Source organism: Enterobacter sp. BIDMC 26, assembly GCF_000534435.1.
In the GTDB taxonomy this organism is placed as follows: domain Bacteria; phylum Pseudomonadota; class Gammaproteobacteria; order Enterobacterales; family Enterobacteriaceae; genus Enterobacter; species Enterobacter ludwigii.
In genome coordinates, this window is record NZ_KI973183.1 from 19,132 (window position 1) to 39,551 (window position 20,420).

Below are 20,420 nucleotides of genomic sequence, written 5' to 3' on the forward strand. Positions count from 1 at the left end.
TCGCGGGGGATAATATGGACGAGCAGGACTTATCTTTTGACAGTTACAACGCGATGGGGCGAGCAGCATCTTATGCTGGCGTTCCTCAATTTGTGCTGTTAGGGATAGTTGGTCTGGGTATTGTCATTACCGCTCTCAGTTGCACACTATTTGGCTGGTTCGGTTTGATTGCCCTTATTATCCCCGTAACCATGTTTGTTGTTGTCCGTATCATTTGTGAGACAGACAGCCGCTTTCTTACTCGCCTCCGCTTTATGCTGAGGCGGTATATGCGAAATATGGTCTATGGGCGAGCTTTATTAATTACCCCTTGCAACCCTCGATGGAATAATTTTTATGGCAGGCGAATTACGCAAGAAAGGTTTATCACCAGAAAATAGAGTGCCGTGGTTACATTATCATGTACATGAAAACATGGTTACTTTATCCGGTCAGAGGTTACTGAGTATCGTAAGATTCAAAGGTGTTTCCTACGGTACGAAAGAAAAACCAGAGCTTAATAAATTATTCAATAATGAAAACAGATTCTTCCTTTCTTTAGGTAAAAAAGAAGGGAAGAATTTAATGATACAAACGTGGACTACCAAATCCTCCATCAGCCTTGATGCTGAATACAAAATGGATCTCCCAGTATTTCAGGATTTTGTAGATACCTACACCGCACCATTTCGGAAAGGTAAGTATAGGCAGGTTGGTTATACTGTTGCGTTCATTTTGAAGTATAAAGACCTCGATGAAGGTATTGGCCGAATGAATGACATCCTCATTATGGTCAATAAAATGCTTGATGCCTTTGAACCTTCAGTATTAGGTATGGAAGAAAGCGCCAATGGGTCTGTGTATTCTCAGGTTGGCCGATATGTGTCGATGTTGTTGAACGGCGAAGAGCAGAATGTTATGGCCTCCTCGACACGCTTAGGGGATGCTGTGATCGACAGCGTAACTAATTTCGCACCGTATGACTATGTGGAGAACCGGCCTAACAGTGGTGGAGCGCGTTATGCCACTACCTATGACCTCCGCGATTATCCGGCCAAAACAGTTCCTGGAATGTGGGATGAAGCTATAGAGGAACAGTTTGATTTTACTCTGGTGCAAACTTTCATGTTTGAGGACAGAAATAAATCAAAAGTAAATTTCAAAAAACAAACTGTGGATCTGACTTCTGCTGAAGGTGAAACGAAGCAAACCAAGCAGCTGGAAGACGCTGTGCAGGATATAACGCAAGGTGACAAGCTTTTTGGCCGCTATCACGCAGCTCTCATTGTGTATGGCGAAACACCGCAGAAAGCCATTGAGAACGGTGCTACGCTGGATTCTATATTTTCTGCTCGCGATACCCGCTTTATCAGATCAACTGTGACAAATGACGATACTTACTACTCGTTATTTCCCGGTTGCACTATAGCGATGTATCCGGTTCCTAAATCAACAGAAAATCTGGCATGTGGTTTTTCGCTTCATGCTTCTCCAGTCGGAAAAGCAGATGGAAACCCGCCCGGAGATGGTAAAGCATGGATGCCATTTCGTTCAGCCACTGACGCACTTTACTTTTTTAATGCGCATAATAGCCCTGTAGGGAAAAACAATACTGGCGAGCGTATGCCAGGGCACGTTTCCGTTGTCGGTATGACGGGGGCGGGAAAGACAACTCTTGAAGGAGAGTTAGTCTTATTTGCGAGTCGATGGAATCCTATGTACTTTGGTCTGGATTACAACCGTTCTTTTGAAAATTTACTCAGGGCGCTTGATACAAAATATTATGTAATTTCGCCGGGTGAAGATACGGGAATTAACCTGTTTCAACTGGAAGATACGCCAGCTCTCCGTACTCACTTATTTGACCAAGTGCTCACAATGGCCGGGGGAGGAAGCGAAGCCGAACAGAAACAAATACGCAGCTCTATCGATGCGGTTATGTCGCATTCTGTGGTTGAGAACAGAGGTATGTCACTCCTGCTGCAAAACATAGCGCCTACAGAAGATGAAAACTGTCTTCATGTGCGCCTGGCGAAATGGTGTCGAATCTGTCCTGATGGCTCAACAGGCCGAAATGCATGGGTTTGTGACGCAGCTGTCAACCGCTTCGATCCTAAGAAGTTCCGGCGACTTGCGTTCGATTGCACGCAGATAATGAAGAAAAGCTTCTTTATGAAAAATCGGGATATCATGGAGATATTCCTGAATAATATGTTCTTCTTGAAACGAATGATGCATGAGTATCAGCCGGGAAATTTGCTGATTAACATGATCGCTGAGTGCTGGATACCACTCTCGTTTGAAAGTACAGCAGATTCACTTAAGGAGGTTCTAAAAGCTGGCCGAACAAGGGGCGAAATATTGATAATGGACACTCAAAGCCCTGAAGATTTAAGCGAGAGTGAACATGCTCCAGCGGTAATTCAGCAGGTAATTACGCAAATATGGTTAGCAAATGATAAAGCTGATGAAAAGCAATATGCGAAGTTTAATATTAAAGGGAAAGAGTTCGAAATAATTTCTAACTTTAACCCGTTAGCGCGTGAATTTCTTATTAAGCAAGGGCAACAGTCAACGGTACTATCATTTGATTTACCCGATGATTTGAAATATTGGCTACCTATCCTTTCTACAACCATTGGGAAAGATGGTAATGCGGCTATTGCTGCAAGTGTCAGAGAGAGATTAGGGACAGACGATCCTGCTAAGTGGGTACATGTGTTCCTTGATGAAATACAGAGAATGAAACAAACAGAGGATTAGTTATGAAAATTAAGGTTATTTCAACATGCCTGTCACTCATTTTATATGCAGCACCGTATTATAGTTATGCTTCAGGTATCCCAACGGTTGATGTGGCAAATATAGCTCAATTGGTTTCCAACGCTCAGCAGCAAGCTCAGCAGGCGCTGGATCAACTGAATGAAACGAAAGCAGCTATCCAGCAGGCGAAAAGCCAATACGACCACTATAAAAACTTAGTTACAGGTAATAACAAACTTGGTGATTTCTTAAATGATCCACTTTTAAACAAAGTATTACCTCTCAACGACTGGAATGATATTTATAGCGATACAAAAAATCTTGCTGATTTGCGCAGCCGCTATGGATTGACTTCCAGTGATCCGAAAGTACAGCAGGCGTTCGATAAGTTGCTGCAACAAGCTGGCGCTCTGGAAGATACCTACAATGCCTCTTCACAGCGTGTAGATAATGCTGAGCAATTACGTCAGCGATTAAATACGGTTCAGACTCCGCAGGAGCGCGAAGAGTTGGCATTACGCTTACAGCAAGAGCAGCTGGAGCTGCAAAACCAACAAATAAAGTTGCAAAATATTCAAATGCTGATGGATCAAAAAGAAAAAATTGAAGATAAAAAAAGGGCGCAGGCGTTTTGGAATAAACTCGAAGGAAATCCTTGATAATCGTCATAAAATCGGCTTTATCTCTCTTTAAAAATTAAAGGTAATATGCAATAATGTGGTTGTATATTAACGAGGGATAATAAATGAAAAAGTTTATTTGTGCGTTTGCTGTGATTTTGTCTGCGGTAGTAATTTCGGGCTGTGATGATCAACAAAAGGTGACTGATGGCTTTTCTGGTCAATGGAAAGCTGTCAGTAAGGCAGATGGTAGCGCATTACATCCAAAATACAGCTCTGTTATGAATATAACTTGCACTGAAGCCGCATGTCATATCATAAACAAAAAGAAAAGTGTGTTGAGCGATGATGAATTAGTTAGCAATTCCGACTGGAACATCAAAGATAGTTCAACTTTGATGAAAGGCAACGGTATTGCTTCTATTTACATCAAAGACAATAAACTAATTGCAAATGATGTTATGTATGAACGTCAGAAGGAGTAGTGAATGGCTATAGAGTTAGAAATTGCACAAACTCTATACCGGGCTATCGATGATGCATTATCAGGAATAATTACAACCGGCACCGCAAATCTCATGATCGGTGTCGGTTCTCTTTTTGGTGCTTTCTGGCTTATCGACAGAACGGTAAATTCAATCAACTGGTATTTTCAGGGTTTTAATGGGATATTGCAGAATGAGATAATGAATGCAATAAAGTCTGCTTTTATTATCTATAGTGCTTTTCACGTTGGATGGTACATGAAGGTTGTTGTTCCTTTCGTCAGTGATATGCCTACATGGACAATACAACAATTATCAGGAGTACCAATAGGAACCAATCAAGTAGATGCTTTAATAAATACCTACCTTAATGGATTGTGGGAATTTATCAAAAATATTGATTTTGATCCTATCTTCAACTTTAAAGAAAGTATTGCTAGTGTCCTCGTATTGATTTGTTTCTTGCTTGGCGGAATCCCGTTCCTCGGAGTTTGTGTTGCCACCTTAATGACACTTAAAGTCGCTACATCGCTTTTTTTGGTTGTCGGTCCATTATTCATTGCGTTCGGCCTGTTTGATCAGACGAGGCAGTATTTTTGGGGGTGGGTGTCTCTTATGGGGGGATTCATGCTAACGCAAATTATTTTCGGTATTGCAATCACACTGGAAATAAGTTTCCTTAATTCCTTTGTTTTAACCTCAGATCCAAACGGAGCTATGAGTGGTTCGTTTAAAGGAGCATTTGCCCTACTGCTCTATTTCGGCACATTCACCGCCATCGCAACGGAGATACCCAACTACGCAGCTTCTGTTATGGGAGGCGCGCCAAGCGGTGCTCATGGCCTTAAAAAGCTATTCCTTAAAGGCACAGGTTTAGGAGCTGCTCAGCGCTTTGCAGGCTCATTCAGAAACCGTATCCGTTCGGCTTAACTACCGAAGTATCCTAAAAATGGGGGCTAGCCCTAATGACAATGAAACATATTACCTGTCTATTCCTTTCTCTTTTTGTTTTGTCTGGTTGTGTATCAACAACCAATAAAAACATTCATGCAGACGAATGGATAAAGGTTAATAAATACACCGGAGATTGAAATGTTCAAAAGGAAAAAGAAAGACGTAATTGAACAGTCCTACAACATTGAAAAATACAAGGATAGTTTCACCCCCGAAGAAGCAAAAGAAATTAGTCTGGCAGTTCGAAGCTATACATATGCCGCTCAGTTTTTTGAAAAGCATATTGCTGAGGAAGAAAAGGCTAAAGTAAAACAGTTTAAACGGCTTTGCATTTTTTTCGGTGGTCTTGCGTTCATGTCGGTTGCGGCTGTTTTATTACTCACTCCACTGAAAACAGTGGTTCCCTATGTAATCCGTGTTGATAATAATTCCGGCTATACCGATATAGTACGTACTGGTGCCGACCAGAGTATAGCTAAAACTGATGATGCTTATTGGTCGATGACATATATCCTGAACCGAGAAAGTTATGATTTCTCCAATCAGGATTTACGGTCAAAATTTGTTGAGCTTACTTCATATGCTGACGTATTTACTGAGTATAAGAACTTCCAGTTATCCAAGAAGGGTTATCTTGAGGTTTTAGGTGATAAACAGCAAATCAGGGTCAGTATACGTAATATTAGTGAGCCTGTGCCAAGTGTAGATGGAAAAACAACATCTATTCAGATTCGCTTTGATAAAAATGTTCTGGATAATGTGGGGCAGCCTGTTGGGAGCATCCCTCCGACAACCTGGCTTGCAACTATTGTCTTTGATTACAACAAACCACCAAAAATTAAAAAGGAAGAGTGGATGAATCCTCGCGGGTTTGCTGTACGTTCTTACCAGCTGAATCAGGAGGTTGGATATTAGTAATGAAAATTCAACTACTGGCGTTCTTTGTTATTTCAGCCATCGTTTCTTCAGCACAGGCTGAAACGTCCGGCAGAGGAACCCAGCTTGACAGGCGCATCCAAACAGCCACCTATTCACCAGACAACGTTTTTCGAATTAATGCTTCAGTTGGGCGAGCAACCATTGTCCAGTTTGAAGATGGCGAAACCATTCGCCGCGATAACGGTATTATGGCTATGGGTGATCCAAGCGCGTGGGAAGTTGGTCCTAATAAGTCAGGCGATGCGGTGACAGTAAAACCTAAAACGGATCAGGAGCCAGATACCAACTTTATAATTAAGACTAATAAGCGAACCTATGTTCTGGAACTGAAATTAGTTACGGATATTTCAAAAACAACCTATCTTTTGAGGTTTAATTATCCGAGACCGCCAGCGCCGGTTGAAAGTCCTTTTGTTGGTCGTGACCTGAATCAAAATCCATGTTCCGGTAATCAGAACAGACGTTATGAGAAAAAAGGCGACCTTGCTATCTCTCCTTCGGAAGTTTGGGATAATGGTACTTTCACATGTATGCGATTCCCGACAAATGCGCCTCGCCCTGTTGTCTATGAAGTTTTACCGGATGGGACTGAGACATTGGTAAACTCGCATACCGTTAACGATATTCTGGTAATTCATAGCGTCAGCACCATGTATAAATTACGTCTGAACAAACTAGTTCTTGCTGTTAGAACTCGCGTGAACAATACCGGGTATTACAACTACAACGGGACTACTACAGGCGAGATAAGAGAGGTGAAGAATGACAGAAAATAATGAGTCAGATGATCTGTTTAAAAACTTACCTCGCGGTGATTTCAATTTATTAGGAGTCAAAAAAGATAAGAAACCTAAAACAAAGATAATTTTGGTTATTGGCGGAGGTGTTCTTTTTCTGTTTATTGCTATCAGCTCTATTTTCTTTTTTGCATACAAGGCTATGCAGGCGAATAACCCTAATCCCGTCGATGAAACGAACGTGAAAGCAGATGCGGCATTGAATTCAAAACCCATTTCAGATGATGAGCTTCAAAAACGTAGAGCTGAAATTTTAAGGAGAAAGAAAGAAGAGGAGGCCAAAACTCCGCCTCAGCCAGTACAGACGACTCCCGCCATTGTAGCTGCCACGGGTAAGCAAGAGCCACCACCGCCGAGTGCGGCTTATTTACGTAAACTTAGCGGCGGAATCACGGTACAGGAAACGGGGGGCGGCCAGTCAGTTTCTTCAAGCGGAGATAGCAGCGAGCAGCAGACAGCTAACACAGCTGTCGTCGCACCTGAAGCAGCTGCAGCGTTGAATCAAGACAGTGATAGCGCTGGTTTGGGAACTCCAGTGGATAACAGCAGGGGAAATCTTTCTAATTTAAGAGGAACCAGCTATGCATCAACAAGCGCTTACATGTCACCTGATCGTAAATTCCTCTTAAAGAGAAAATCTAATCTGCGCTGTGCGCTTTATACGGGCGTTAAAACGGATCATCCGGGCTTTGTTAAATGCATTTTGACGCAGCCGCTGTACTCGTCTGATGGCAGCGTTATTCTGGCCGAAGCTGGAGCTGAGCTTGACGGGGAGCAGAAGGTCGAAATCAAGCCGGGGCAATCCAGTGTGTTTACAACATGGACGGATCTTGAAACGTCTGTAGGTGTGAGGGCGAGCCTCAACGCGCTAGGAACTGGTGCTATGGGCGAAAGCGGTACCAATGCCTATGTTGATAATCACTATGGTCAACGTTTTGGTGGTGCTGTAATGCTCTCCTTTATTCAGGATGCTTTTGCTTCAGCTGCGAATGCAACGAAAAATAATAATTCCACCTATTCATTCGATAACAGTGAAAGTAATGCTGAAAGTATGGCAACAAAAGCGCTCGACAGTAGCATTAACATTCCTCCTACGGGATATGTATTACCGGGAACGGTTATTAATGTGATCGTCGCTCAGGATGTGGATTTTTCTTCAGTGTTTAAAACACGCCCTCAGCGTTAATAATATTGGGAATTAAATATGAGTTTTGATAATGCAACGCTTGCTCGTGACTTTCTTAAACAAAGTGGTGTGCATGAGTGCCTTAATCGTGAGGGGGTCAGGGATGTTGCCATTAACCGGCCTGGCGAGATATGGCTTGAAAATGAGAATGGCTGGGTCAGGGAGGAAAGGCCTACGCTCGATTTGTCTATGTGCAGCCGCCTCGCTAACGCGCTCGCTGCATATAACAATCAGAGCCTAACCGTCAAATCGCCAATCAAAACAGTTGAGTTGCCAGATAACGAACGTGGACTGATCGTAATGGCTCCAGCATGTGAGCCTGGCACGTTGTCGATGACGTTCCGTAAGCCCTCCAATGACCGTTATACGCTTCAGGGATATATCGATAGCGGTCGGTTTAATGAGGCTTTAGCCCTTACTGGACGCGGAACAGAACTGGAGGAATGGCAGATTTCTCTAAAGCGCTTCCATGCGCAAAAAGATTGGCTCAATTTTTTCATGCTTGCGATAGAACGCCGTCTTAATATCATTATCTTTGGTGGTACCGGCTCAGGTAAGACGACGTTCGCGAAATCACTTGTAGATTTGTTCCCTGTACACCGGCGGATGTTGACTATTGAGGCAGTGAACGAGCTGAAGATGCCCTATCATCCAAATCATGTGCATTTGATTTATGGCGATATCATCACCCCGAAAGAATTGGTTTCCTGCTCGTTACGAATGAAGCCAGATCATATATTTCTTGCAGAATTAACCGGTGATGAAGCATGGGATTTCATGGAGCTTTTAAACACCGGCCATCCGGGAACGATCACTACAGCACATGCCAATGACACTCTTTCAGGTTACGGCCGCGTATGCGGAATGATTAAGCAATCTCCTGTGGGGATGGGGCTTGATTATGAGTACATAGAGCGTCGCGTTCGTACATCTTTCGATATTGTGCTTTATATGGAGCATACCCGCATTTTAGAAGTTCATTATGAACCAGAAACTAAACTTCGATTGCTTAATGCTGCGAGGTAACGATAAATGAAAAAGTATCTAATATGGACAGTGATATTTATTTTCACTGTAATCCTCTCTGTCATTATCGGTAATTATTCAGGCGGCGCTTTATATCTTTACTTGGCTGGAGCGCCAGCAGGCAATGTGACATGGGATACGTTATATAATGGTGTCCATCTGCCTTATAAACATCCAGACTTTTCAAGTGCTATATGGGGGAGTGTTCTCGCCGCATGGATTGTATTCATTCCCGTCTTAATTACCGTTGTGACTATCTGGTTATTTTTGCTTCCTAAAAACAAATCTCTTTACGGAAATGCAAGGTTTGCTACCAATAAGGAAATGGAAGTATTCCACTATAAAGGTGATTACAATTAATTTTCGTGAAGGGTGATTTATGAAAAAAGCGAAGCAAAAGAAATACCCCGGCATTATCTTAGGAAAGCATCCCACAAAAAATATATTTTTAACCAGCTATGGTCAGACTTTTGTGCTTCTTGCAGCGTCACCGGGGAGCGGTAAAGGGGTTAGCTTTATTATCCCAAATCTTCTTTCGTTTCCCGATTCTGTCGCAGTCAATGACCCAAAATTCGAAAACTGGAATATCACTTCTGGTTTCCGAGCTGCATGTGGGCATGAGTGTTACCGGTTCTCTCCAGAACTACTCGAAACACATCGTTGGAATCCTTTAAGCTTCCTGGCAACAGATGAACTTGATCGTTTTGGAGACATTAAATCCTTATCCTCCACATTGTTCGTTGACCCTGATGGAAAAAATCAGTCCTTCTATAACAATGCGGGTAAAATCTGTTCAGCAATAATCCTGTACCTCATGGAGACTCCTGAACTGCCATTAACGCTTCCACAAGTGTATGAAATAACCAGCTTGGGGGATGAACTACCTGGCTGGATTACAGATACCATTGAGGCGCGTGAGAATGCAAACAGACCTCTTTCAGACGAGACTATTCGTGAGCTGATGATTGTCGTTGCAATGTCAGCGAATGAAAAATCGTGGGGGATTTATACAGATATTCTTTCTGAAATTCTCGGCGTTTATGGTGAGAAAAAAGTTGCCTGGGCAGTATCTGGAAACGATATAGATTTCTCCAAAATGCGCGAAAAAAGAATGAGTGTTTATTTCTCTGTTACCGAAGGGGCAGTAGAAAAGTTCGGTACACTCATGAATTTATTCTTCACTCAACTTATGCGAGCTAATTCAAAAGTTCTTCCTGAAGATGGAGGCGTTGATGAAAATGGAGAGCCTATACTGAAATATCAGATAGGCATGTTTATGGATGAAACAAAAGTGATGGGGCGTATAAAAGCATTTGAGAATGGTCCCGCACTGCTTCGCGGATACGGATTCCGATTTAATTTTATTTTCCAGAATAAAGACCAACTCCGCGCACGTAATATGTATGGTACTGAAACAGCCAATGCCATGATGAATGCATTTCACGTAGAAATTGTGTATGCGCCACCAAAGCAGGATGTAAAATCAGCGGAGGAATACAGTAAATCTCTTGGTACTACTACTGTCGATGTTGTCAATCATTCTGATAATTTTGGACATAAGCAACGTAGCCGGACTAAAAGCAGGTCTAAACAGTCTAGGCCGTTGATGCTTCCGCAAGAAATTCAGGAAATGCCTTATGACGAAGAGTTGATATTTGTTCAGGGGACAAGAAAATCCAGGCCGTTAAATATTAAAGCCAGGAAAATATTTTGGTATGAAGAAGAGGTGTTTACTGCTCGTGCAAATATGCCAAAGCCAAATATTCCACTTGCTTCTCCAGCACAACTTTCTGGTCTTGTTGTTTCTATGCGGAAAAAAGAGCAGGCGATTAACGCTGACTTTAATGAAGATTTTTCCGCATTGATTAATGAGGAACAAAATAAAAGGCTCTGAAATGATAAATAAAAAGGTATTCATAGTCGCACTGGCCGCTAATGCAATTACAGCTTGTAGTTCGCCGCCAAAATTAACTGAACCAGATGGCGACTGGATTAGTTTTGATGTACCTCAATCTCAACAGGTAACACCTCAGCCAGTTAAGATTAGAAATCCTTTCGCTGAGGACATGGCTAATCCAAAAAATTCAGCCGTAAGTGATAAAAATGAAATTAAGCCTTTGCTAACTTCTTCAACGAGCACATTACCAATGCTCGTTAAGTCCGACGGTAAAAATGTTCCGCTTTATAAAGCTCTCAAAGCAATAGTTCCTGACTCCATGACGGTAAGGCTTGCACCAGATGTAGCGCAAAACTTCCGTTCCTCTGTTTCATGGAGTGGCGGCGATCAGTGGCCTCATGTTTTACAAAAAATGCTCGTTGCTAATGGCCTTAAGGCTGATGTGAACAGTTCCCGAGGAGAAGTTATTGTTCAGTATGCTCAGAAGGTCAGCGTACCTGTGAAAGCTCCTCATGGGCTACCAGTGCAACCGACCAGTACAACAGCAGCTGTTAAAGCTAATACAGCTACTTTTCTTAAAACGCCGCTTATCCCGAAAGTAACAGAAGGGACTAAGCCAGCGATGTTGGATAAATCAACTCAACAGGGGAAACATGATCCTGTTATCAAGGTTCCGCCATTAGCTAAACCTGCGCCGATTTTTAAACCGTGGACAATGGAAAAAGGAACAACGCTTAAAGCAGGTTATATGGCATGGACTTCAAAAGAAAATTGTCCAGTAGGTAAAGGTAAATGGTCTGTGCGCTGGGAGACTGATACAGATTATCCGATTGATTACCCACTTTCATTTAGTGCCTCAAATTTTGAAGACGCAACCAGCCAATTATTTAATTTGTACAGGAAAGCTCAAGCGCCGCTTTATGTAAGCGGATATCGAAATCAATGCTTAATTATTATTAGCGACAGAAAGTGAAACTATGAAAAATAAATCATTAACTTTAATCGCCACCGCTTTATTGCTTTCTGGGTGTGCTGTTCAGCGCATGAATGAAGTTAGTAAAGACGCGGGAGATACCGCAATCAAAGCATCATCGTTGATTCAGCAAATGGGTGATAATTATCCTGTAGTGCAGTTTCAGAATAGTCAGTATGTGAATACAGCCCCATTACCTAAGCCTAAATATGAAGCTCCTCGTGAAGTGGTAAGTTGCCAGGTGACTTACAAGACGGCTAAGCCACAGGATATTTTCCAGTTTGCTCAGGATATGAGCGAGCAGTGTCGAATCCGGGTACGTGTTACTCCAGATGCTGCGGCATATTTAAGCGCGGGTGGCGAAAGTGGCTCAAAGACTCAGAGGTTATCTGCTGTTCCTTCACCAGTAATGAACAGCGGTGAAATGAAACCTCTGGCGATGTTTGGTGCAGATGGCAGCAACAGCCAAACATCAACTAACTCGGGCGTAACGCGTACTGTTTCTGACGTGAGTTATACAGGGGCTTTAGGCGGGCTACTTGATTTAGTTGCTGGCCGTATGGGGGTGTCATGGAAATACGAGGACGGGAACGTTGTTTTTTACTATCTGGAAACGAAGCGATTCGATATTCAGCCTGCCGATGCCAAGTATGATCTAACAGGGACAGTTACAAGCGGCCTGTCTAATGCAACAGGTACAGACAGCGGTAATGGAGGGGGAACATCCAGCTCCGGTGTTTCTGGCTCAGGCGGTTCAACGATGTCCTCCACAGTAGCAATGGGGAACAACCTTTATAAAGACCTCAAAGAAACTGTACAAAGCATGTTAACGCCGGGTGTGGGTCGGCTGAGTCTTAACGCGACCACTGGCACGCTGATGATTACAGACGTCCCTGATGTAGTACGTCGCGTTGGTGACTATCTTGATGATGAGAACAGTACCCTGAGCCGTCAGGTGATCTTGAAGGTGGTTACTTACACTGTAAATACAGATGTAAGTGATATGGTCGGCATAGACTGGAACCTTGTCTGGAAATCCTTGAATGGGAACTACGGCATTAAGCTTGCCAATACAAACAGTGGCGTAGCCAGTGATGCCATATCGGGTGGTTTTAATGTATTGGATACAGCTACAGGGTCGGCAGCACAGTTCGCCGGATCATCCTTCCTGCTTGATGCCCTTTCAAAACAGGCGAAGGTATCGGACGTTAAGACCAGTACAATAATGACAACTAACATGGCCGCAGCGCCGGTGCTTGTCGGTCAGCAAACGACTTACCTGAAGGATGTAACAACTACGGCATATGCTACCGGTGACGCAACTGTTCCATCACAGTCACTTACTCCGGGAAGCGTGACAACCGGGACAAACATTACAATCCTGCCAAAAATTCTGAAAGATTCAGATCGTCTGATGCTGAATATGTTTATGGATATATCGAGCCTTAAACAGATTCGCACAATTACGTCTGATACACAGAAAATTGAAGCGCCTGATATTGATACTCGCTCATTACAGCAACGTGTATGGCTGAAGCCAGGACAAACACTCATTATGTCAGGCTTTGAGCAGAACACAGACAACTCAAACCGTCAGGGGGTTGGATCACCAAGTAATATTTTATTTGGCGGTTCACTGTCTGGAGCAAAAACAAAACAGAGCTTTGTTATTACGGTGACACCTTATGTACGCTAAATCTAAGATTAGGCGATCCAAACCGGAAAACATAGCCAGTGATACTGGCATACGCGTTCTAACTATTAACAACCATCGCTTTGTCGTGGGGCTTGAATGGGAGACAATAAAGGCTCACCGCAAGGTAATGCAGGAAGTTCGCAAGATTGGCAAGACGCGAAATCTGGATGTGGTAGCTATTCGAAAAGCTGAAGCTATTCAGGCAGGGTTTGCGCCTAAATCCCGTCAAAAGTTGCGTGGTGCTTATTCACTAATTGTCTCGCTTGCTTCCCTCCTTGAGGGAAGCTGTATTGCAGTAATTCCGGTAGGAACTAACGAGAGTGGTGAAAGTGAATACACTATCGTTGGTCGCACAGAAAAAGGTGCTATTCATCCTATTTCTGATGTTATTTATCCTGAGTCTGAAATTAAACAAGTTGTTCTGGACTTAAAGCAGGATTTGCGAGGCAATCAACAGAATACTGAAATTCCGGTTTATGGGGAACTGGATAAATTTACTTGGGTAACGGAATCTCTGGATTTAGAGAATATACTGAAACCCGGAAATATCAGGAAAGATTTTCGTCTTAAACCCCTTCGTTGGGGTATGACAAAGAATCAGCTATTCGGTTTTACAGCTGCGCTGCTGATGTCGGGCGTGGCTGTACTTTTTATTCTGAATCATCTTGATGAACAGGATCGCATTAAAAGGGCTGCTGTTCAGGCAATGATGAGGCAACAAGAGGATATAAACAAAAAAGCCAGATATCAGGCCGCTCTTGATAAGTTAAAGCATCCGTGGATAACAACATCATCAATCCCTGTGTTTTTACAGGGATGCAATGAAGGGTTAAAAAAACTCAATCTTTCAATTAAGGGATGGCAACTTGCAACAATAAAATGTAGCCAGGAAGGTATGACCGCTAACTACAATAGGCCTGATAATTCCTCGGCAACTGCTGATAGTTTTGTCGATGCGGTGAGGCAGGTATACGGAACTGACCCGGCATTCAACATCACACAAACTTCTATGGCGGTATTTTTTATTGAGCATAACTTACCGCCAAATGGTGATGATCCTTTTCAAAATATGGGTGATCAGCGCCTGAAAATCATTTCGCTCTTTCAGGGGGTAAATATACCCGCATCATTAACTGAGGTCGCAATTAAGGATGTCAAAAAAAATGATGAAGGTGAGGATTTACCATTGCAGGATTGGGAGGAGAATACATTCGATGTGCAAACAACTGTTCCACCTCAGCTTGTTTTTAAAAATGATGAATTTATTGGAATGAGAATTAACAGTGTTATCTATGAATTCGGACAGGATGAAGGTTCTGTTACATATAAAATCACGGGGTCAGTATATGGTAAACGCATTCTCAAGCCATAAAAAGTTAGTGTTATTTCTTGCTTTTATCTCGTTCGGCGCTTGTGCAGATAATGGAACTGCTTGGGATTTAGATAACCTTCAGGCGCAACGAACGCTTTATGAAGCAAAAGCTGCGCTAAATAAAGCTAAGGCTGAAGCTGAAAACCGAGAAAGTGGTGTGGCAGCAAATACTAACGTTTTCCCAAATGGCGGCGTACAGGTCAGTAATGTTCCGGCAGGAGATACACTTCCGCAATTAGTTAAAATTAATGGACGTAATGCAGTTATCAGTATGCCTGACGGTAACACAACTACAGTCACAGCTGGGCAATTGCTTCCCGGTGGCCGCTGGCAAGTGGTCAGTATTGGTCTGGGCGGGGTTAAGGTAAAAAACATTGCCACTCAACGGACACAGATTATAAATTAGGAGTGAACTATGGATTACTCTGAACGTACTCATAGTCTTGTTAATATTGCTAAGCATTTACCGGGTATTAAAATTCCAAGCGAAATAGTTGATAATGTACGCCTTTTAAAAAACAACGAAGGTGATGGTTATCAACTTATAGTTATGGATAAGTTGGATAAAGATCCTTTATATTTTGACTTCAAAAACCAATTGGTGAAGAAGTCAATAAGACCAACCGTGAAATGGGTGGGAAGGGAAGAGCTTGCCGAAATATCTAGCGCATTTGATATTTCGGTATCTACATCTTCAGATTCGCAAAGTGATGCTCAAAATAAAGTTATTAGCATTATAAAACATGCTGTTGATCAGAGAGCATCAGATATTCACTTCCGAATTGATACTACTTATTTCCAAGTGGCATTCAGAGTTGACGGTATCAAAAGGAATATCAAAAAATTTGAAGACTCTGCCGAAAACGGTCGGCAACTAGTAAATGCCCTTTTTAACTCGATGTGTACTGAACAAAGCACTAGCACACTGAGTTCAACTGAAGCGAGTGATGCTCGTATTAAGGAAGAGTTTGTATCAGAGTTTGGACTCAGTACCGGGCGATTTGCCAGCCGTCCAGGCAATTCGGGTACATTACTGGCGGTTGTTCGTCTGATCTCGAAACGTAAACAGCAGCTGGAGCTTGAACATCTGGGATTGACGCAGAAACAGGCCTCGGCAATACGCAGAACGCTTTCAAAACCTTCCGGAGCGATCTTCTCCAGTGGACCAACCGGCCACGGTAAATCAACGTTATCGCAATGTATGGCCGAAAGCGTAACGAGGGATGATTCTGGGATAAATCTTCTGACGGTTGAAGACCCGATTGAATCGCCTATCCGTGGTGCTGTTCAAACCCCACTCATTCTAGCCGACCGAAGCGATCGTGAGTTGATGGGGAAAGCATGGGGAAAAGCTATCTCAAACCTGATGCGTCTTGACCCTGACTTTATTTATATTGGAGAGGTCAGGGATAGCACGTCTGCCACAGGAGTAATAGAAGCTGCGCAGACAGGCCACAACGTTATAACTACCATCCATACAAGCCATCCGATAGATATCATCCAGCGCTTGCGTCGTTTTGGTGTGGATCAGGATTTACTGACCGATGCAACGTTGATTACCTGTCTGATAGGGCTGCGGCTTACACCATTGCTTTGCCCGAACTGCAAACGGCCATACACTTCGCACAAAAGCGAAATTGAACAAGAGTTGCAAGAGCTTATTGAAAAACATACTGATTCACACAATGCGTACCTCATTAATGAATCAGGCTGTGAGCAGTGCGAAGGTACAGGTATTAAAGGACGTACTGGTGTATTTGAAGTTATAGAGACTGATTATACATTTATGTCGCTTTACGAGCGGGAAGGTAAGTTCGCTGCATGGAAATATTGGCGAAGTAAGGGAGGCGAAACGCTTTGCGGAAATATCACTCTGTTAATAAATCAGGGGAAAGTTGACCCCGTAATAGCGCATAAGAAAATATGCAATCTGGATCGGGACGAGAAATTTAATGAATAACTTTGAGCGTTATATATATCAAAGGACGTTTAGTGCGGCAGATCGAATAGAGCTATATGATGATTTTAGGCAATACCTTCTCGATGGATTAAGCGCACAAGATACGTTTGCAAAGTTAATTGACAACTACACTCGCAGAGGAGAAAACCCCGGAAACCCTATCGGTAAAATTTTGAAAGAATGTAGTGATAATTTGAAAGCCGGTTTTTCATTGTCAGAATCGTTGCGAGAATGGATTCCGGATCAGGAACTAAGCATTATTGAATCCTGCGACACTGCCGGTAGAGTCGCAGACGGATTTCTTAATGCTATGTTCATTGCCGAAGGTACAGAGAAAATATTGAGTTCTATCAAATCGTCATTAATGATTATGACGTATATGTTTTCCTTGTCTTTTGGTGTTGTCGCCATGTTTTGTATATTGCTTGTCCCTACACTCAAACAAAATGTTCCATTGGAAAAGTGGAATGCCTTGCAATTATGTGTGTGGTACTTCTATGTAATAGTTACAGAATATTGGTATGTGATAATTGCTGTAATTGGGATAATAAGCTTTGCTGCTTTTAAGTCACTTTCCCGCTGGACAGGTGATATACGCTTTTACTTTGACAGGCTACCTCCATATTCAATTTATAAGCGCTTAAACGGGGCTACGTTTATCCTGAATGTCAATGCAATGCTTTCAGCTGGCATTCCTATGGAAACAGCCATAAATAACATGGTCGATTCATGTGAATCTCCGTGGATGCTTGAAAGACTTGAAGCCCTTCATGGTGCAATTGAATCCGGTGTGGAAAATTTAGGTACAGCGCTGGATAACATTGGGTTCGAGTTTCCCGGCGATGCTGCCATTATTAAAATGAAGAGCCTTTTCGAAACTTCCAATGCAGAAGGGTCTTTAAAGAGATTTGCAGGTAAATGGCTCGACAAAACAGTTGCATCAGTTGAAAAAACAGGAGAGTTACTCAGAATACTAGGATACTTTGGCTGTGCGGGTTCTATCGGTGTTTTAATCTTAATTATGTCTGACTTAATTCAACAGGCATTTTTCCATTAAGGTAAATGAATGAGGATTACAAACATCAAAAGGGGAACTGTAGATATTACTGTTCCGGTTATATCGTTTTTCTGTGTGCTGGCAATCATTGCTCTTGCTGCATACTTTATTCTGCCACTATTATTGAAATAAGGAAAAAACATGAAAACTGTAACTATGAAACGTGGGATTGCAAACATTACTGACTCCGTAACTTCTATCGGTATTATGTTAGTAATGATTGCTGCTGTTATGGCGTTGGCGTATTTGGGCTACTCTAAATTTTATGCAACGAATGAGGTGACTATTATCAGTAACCTTATCAACGAAACTAAAAACATGCGAGCAAGTAGTGGGTATGGTACTTCTGACTATAATCAGGCTCTTATTAGTGCTGGAGCGCTGCCTAGTAGTGTGGCTTACTCAGGGAGCACAATTAGCAACCGTTCAGGCGGTACAATTACGGTTAAAGGCGCGGGGGTTGGGTTTACTGTGACTGATACTATGCTTTCAAACAAAGATTGTATTAACCTTGCACAGAAGTTGGGTACTTCCGAAATGGCATCAACCAAAATTAACTCTCAGTCTTTCACCGGTGAAGTTACTGCTGTAATGGCAACGTCAGCCTGTACCACCGATAGTAACACCGTGGCGTTTACTACTAAATCCTAAACCGACTCAAAATTAATGCCCCGACAGGGGCATTTATCAGGCAGATAAATGGATACGTTAAATAACTTAAGCTTCATAGATTTAATTTTAGGCCGTGATTATGCCGAGATTAAAGGGCTAAAGGGTGCAACTTCATTTCTTTCTGACCTTCCCGATATTTATAGTGTTGATGCACAAAACCTAAAAAATGAATGTGAGAAAATACACAAAGAATCGGGTAAGACAGAATTTTCATTGAGATACGATAATCGAATTTACAGAATTACAGTTTTGAGTAGCGTTTTTGATGGTGTTAGCTTTGTTATACGACAAACACCTGAGCATATTGTCGATTTCAGCGAAATATCGTTCTCTACCGATTTGCGCCGTTCCATTGAACTGAAAGGTGCAACAGGATTGTGCCTCATAGCCGGTGAAATGGGTTGTGGTAAAACAACCACGGCTGCATCTGTCCTCAAACGCCGTATCGAAACAACTGGAGGTTTGGGAGTCTCGATTGAAGATCCTATTGAAACACTTCTTAATGGCCGTCATGGGCATGGGCGATGTATGCAGATGGAAGTTGGTCAGTATGAAACATACGCCTCAGCTACGAAAAAAGCATGGCGAACAGGAGCTTCATGCTTGCTTCTGGGGGAGATCCGAGACAGCCATACTGCGCATGAGGTACTTAAAGCCTCTCTAACGATGTTTGTCGTCTCTACTATTCATGCCTCATCGGTTTTTGATGCTATCGACAGATACGTTATGTTCTGTGAAGAAGTCAATCCAAATGCAAAACAAAACATCGCAAATACACTTTTTATAATTGCGCACCAGAAAATGAGTTCTGTTATCAGGAATGGCGAAATCACAGGTCGAAATATTGACATTAGCGGATATAACCTTGTCCATTGCAACCAATCCAACTCAATCAAATCAAAAATAATCCAGGGTAATTACAATGCACTGGCAGATGAATTTAGTGGTATGGTTTATACATTTAAAGGAGCTACCTCATGAAAAAAGGTGTTGCACAAATAAGTGATGCAGTATGGGCAATTGGCATCTTCCTTATGTTTTTAACATTTATCATTATTCCAATGAGCAATTGGTTTGTAGACCAGTATAGAGCTACTGTTGCAGCTACTCAGGCCAAGCGTGTACAGCAGGCAGTAAATACTTATATCAAAGATAACCACGACACAATCGCAGCAACAGCGACAGCAACAACACCGTTTATATTCGGTGTTCCTCAACTTATTAGTAGTGGTTATCTGCCAGCTGGATTTTCATCTCAGAATGGTTTTTCAGCTACATATCAAACTCGTGTATTTGAACCAACAGCAAATAAACTCAATTCAATGACTTTTTTGAATGGAGGGGTAAAAATCTCAAAAAGCCTGGCTCGCAAGATCGCTATCGGAATCGGGGCAGATGGCGGCATTATTGATAATGGCGTTGCGCAGGGAGCGTTGGGCAGTTGGACTATGAACCTCTCTTCATTCGGTGGTTATAACCCAGGTGAAGGAAGCGTAGTGATCGCTGGATTTTACGAGAACGGGATTAACATCAGCGATTATCTCTACCGTAAGGCTGTTCCCGGCCACCCAGAACTCAACACGATGAGTACGGCGTTGAATATGGGGGGAAACAACATTACTAATGCGGCAACAACGACAACAACGACTTTGAACGCCACAAATGCGAATGCAACGACAGTTACCGCTACAAACGTCAATTCTACTAACGTTACTGCAACCAATGTTAACGCCCAGACGACCCGTACAGCGGGAGAAACCTACACAGGAGGTTGGTTCCGCACTACCGGCGATACAGGCTGGTATAACGAGAAGTGGGGCGGCGGGTTCAATATGACCGACAGTACCTGGATTCGGGCTTATAACAACAAGTCGATCTATACAGGCGGTCAGGTTCAAGCTGGGACAATTCAGTCGAATGGTCGCATGACCGCTAACGAATTTGTGCAGGTTAATGGCGTGGCGACAGCGGGAGCATCTTGCTCACCCAATGGGCTTATAGGCCGCGATGCATCTGGAGGCATACTTTCTTGTCAATCCGGTGT

20 protein-coding genes are annotated in these 20,420 nt (G+C 42.7%); all 20 read left to right on the top strand.

Going from position 1 to position 20,420, the window contains the following annotated elements; genetic code table 11:
- Window positions 1–14 precede the first annotated feature (14 nt).
- Window positions 15–380, top strand: coding sequence for a hypothetical protein (locus L462_RS25290; RefSeq protein WP_032679799.1), 366 nt, complete (start codon window positions 15–17; stop codon window positions 378–380).
- Window positions 337–2,742, top strand: coding sequence for a VirB4 family type IV secretion system protein (locus L462_RS00180; protein WP_032679800.1), 2,406 nt, complete (start codon window positions 337–339; stop codon window positions 2,740–2,742). Before L462_RS25290 ends, L462_RS00180 begins: the two co-directional genes overlap by 44 nt.
- Window positions 2,743–2,744: 2 nt before the next feature.
- Window positions 2,745–3,401 (top strand): P-type DNA transfer protein VirB5, encoded by a 657-nt coding sequence (gene virB5, locus L462_RS00175; RefSeq protein WP_032679801.1) that lies wholly within the window; start codon window positions 2,745–2,747, stop codon window positions 3,399–3,401.
- 86 nt (window positions 3,402–3,487) lie between these two features.
- Window positions 3,488–3,847, top strand: a complete 360-nt coding sequence (locus L462_RS00170) for a hypothetical protein (protein ID WP_032679802.1) — start codon at window positions 3,488–3,490, stop codon at window positions 3,845–3,847.
- A gap of 3 nt (window positions 3,848–3,850) precedes the next feature.
- A complete protein-coding gene (locus L462_RS00165; RefSeq protein ID WP_050595790.1) occupies window positions 3,851–4,777 on the top strand; it encodes a TrbL/VirB6 family protein in 927 nt (308 codons plus the stop codon).
- 162 nt (window positions 4,778–4,939) lie between these two features.
- Window positions 4,940–5,716, top strand: coding sequence for a VirB8 family type IV secretion system protein (locus L462_RS00160; RefSeq protein WP_032679803.1), 777 nt, complete (start codon window positions 4,940–4,942; stop codon window positions 5,714–5,716).
- Between the two features lie 2 nt (window positions 5,717–5,718).
- A complete protein-coding gene (locus L462_RS00155) occupies window positions 5,719–6,516 on the top strand; it encodes a TrbG/VirB9 family P-type conjugative transfer protein (RefSeq protein WP_032679804.1) in 798 nt (265 codons plus the stop codon).
- On the top strand, window positions 6,503–7,723 hold the full coding sequence (locus L462_RS00150) for a TrbI/VirB10 family protein (protein ID WP_050595791.1): 1,221 nt from the start codon (window positions 6,503–6,505) through the stop codon (window positions 7,721–7,723). The genes L462_RS00155 and L462_RS00150 overlap by 14 nt, the downstream gene beginning before the upstream one ends.
- Before the next feature lie 18 nt (window positions 7,724–7,741).
- A complete protein-coding gene (virB11, locus tag L462_RS00145) occupies window positions 7,742–8,749 on the top strand; it encodes a P-type DNA transfer ATPase VirB11 (RefSeq protein WP_032679805.1) in 1,008 nt (335 codons plus the stop codon).
- Between the two features lie 6 nt (window positions 8,750–8,755).
- Window positions 8,756–9,109 carry a hypothetical protein gene (locus tag L462_RS00140; protein ID WP_032679806.1) on the top strand — a complete coding sequence of 118 codons (354 nt, stop codon included), beginning with the start codon at window positions 8,756–8,758 and terminating at the stop codon, window positions 9,107–9,109.
- A gap of 19 nt (window positions 9,110–9,128) precedes the next feature.
- The gene (locus tag L462_RS00135) at window positions 9,129–10,643 is read left to right on the top strand and encodes a type IV secretory system conjugative DNA transfer family protein (RefSeq protein WP_050595792.1); all 1,515 of its coding nucleotides are present in this window, start codon (window positions 9,129–9,131) and stop codon (window positions 10,641–10,643) included.
- Window position 10,644: 1 nt separating this feature from the next.
- The gene (locus L462_RS0123960; RefSeq protein WP_255358233.1) at window positions 10,645–11,619 is read left to right on the top strand and encodes a toxin co-regulated pilus biosynthesis Q family protein; all 975 of its coding nucleotides are present in this window, start codon (window positions 10,645–10,647) and stop codon (window positions 11,617–11,619) included.
- 4 nt (window positions 11,620–11,623) lie between these two features.
- Window positions 11,624–13,315: a PilN family type IVB pilus formation outer membrane protein gene (locus L462_RS00130; RefSeq protein WP_032679807.1), complete on the top strand. Its 1,692-nt coding sequence runs from the start codon at window positions 11,624–11,626 to the stop codon at window positions 13,313–13,315.
- The gene (gene pilO2 / locus L462_RS00125; RefSeq protein WP_032679808.1) at window positions 13,305–14,687 is read left to right on the top strand and encodes a type 4b pilus protein PilO2; all 1,383 of its coding nucleotides are present in this window, start codon (window positions 13,305–13,307) and stop codon (window positions 14,685–14,687) included. The genes L462_RS00130 and pilO2 overlap by 11 nt, the downstream gene beginning before the upstream one ends.
- Window positions 14,662–15,093 (top strand): type IV pilus biogenesis protein PilP, encoded by a 432-nt coding sequence (gene pilP / locus L462_RS0123965; protein WP_032679809.1) that lies wholly within the window; start codon window positions 14,662–14,664, stop codon window positions 15,091–15,093. The genes pilO2 and pilP overlap by 26 nt, the downstream gene beginning before the upstream one ends.
- Window positions 15,094–15,102: 9 nt before the next feature.
- A complete protein-coding gene (locus tag L462_RS00120; RefSeq protein ID WP_032679810.1) occupies window positions 15,103–16,647 on the top strand; it encodes a GspE/PulE family protein in 1,545 nt (514 codons plus the stop codon).
- Entirely contained in the window at window positions 16,640–17,704 is a 1,065-nt protein-coding gene (locus L462_RS00115; protein ID WP_032679811.1) for a type II secretion system F family protein, read from the top strand. The genes L462_RS00120 and L462_RS00115 overlap by 8 nt, the downstream gene beginning before the upstream one ends.
- Window positions 17,705–17,845: 141 nt before the next feature.
- Window positions 17,846–18,355 carry a type 4 pilus major pilin gene (locus tag L462_RS00110; protein WP_032679812.1) on the top strand — a complete coding sequence of 170 codons (510 nt, stop codon included), beginning with the start codon at window positions 17,846–17,848 and terminating at the stop codon, window positions 18,353–18,355.
- A 48-nt stretch (window positions 18,356–18,403) separates the two neighbouring features.
- Complete coding sequence (locus L462_RS00105) at window positions 18,404–19,357, top strand: ATPase, T2SS/T4P/T4SS family (protein WP_032679813.1); 954 nt, start codon at window positions 18,404–18,406, stop codon at window positions 19,355–19,357.
- Window positions 19,354–20,420: shufflon system plasmid conjugative transfer pilus tip adhesin PilV (gene pilV, locus L462_RS00100; RefSeq protein ID WP_032679835.1), on the top strand; the 1,067-nt coding region annotated here is incomplete at its 3' end. The genes L462_RS00105 and pilV, both read left to right, overlap by 4 nt.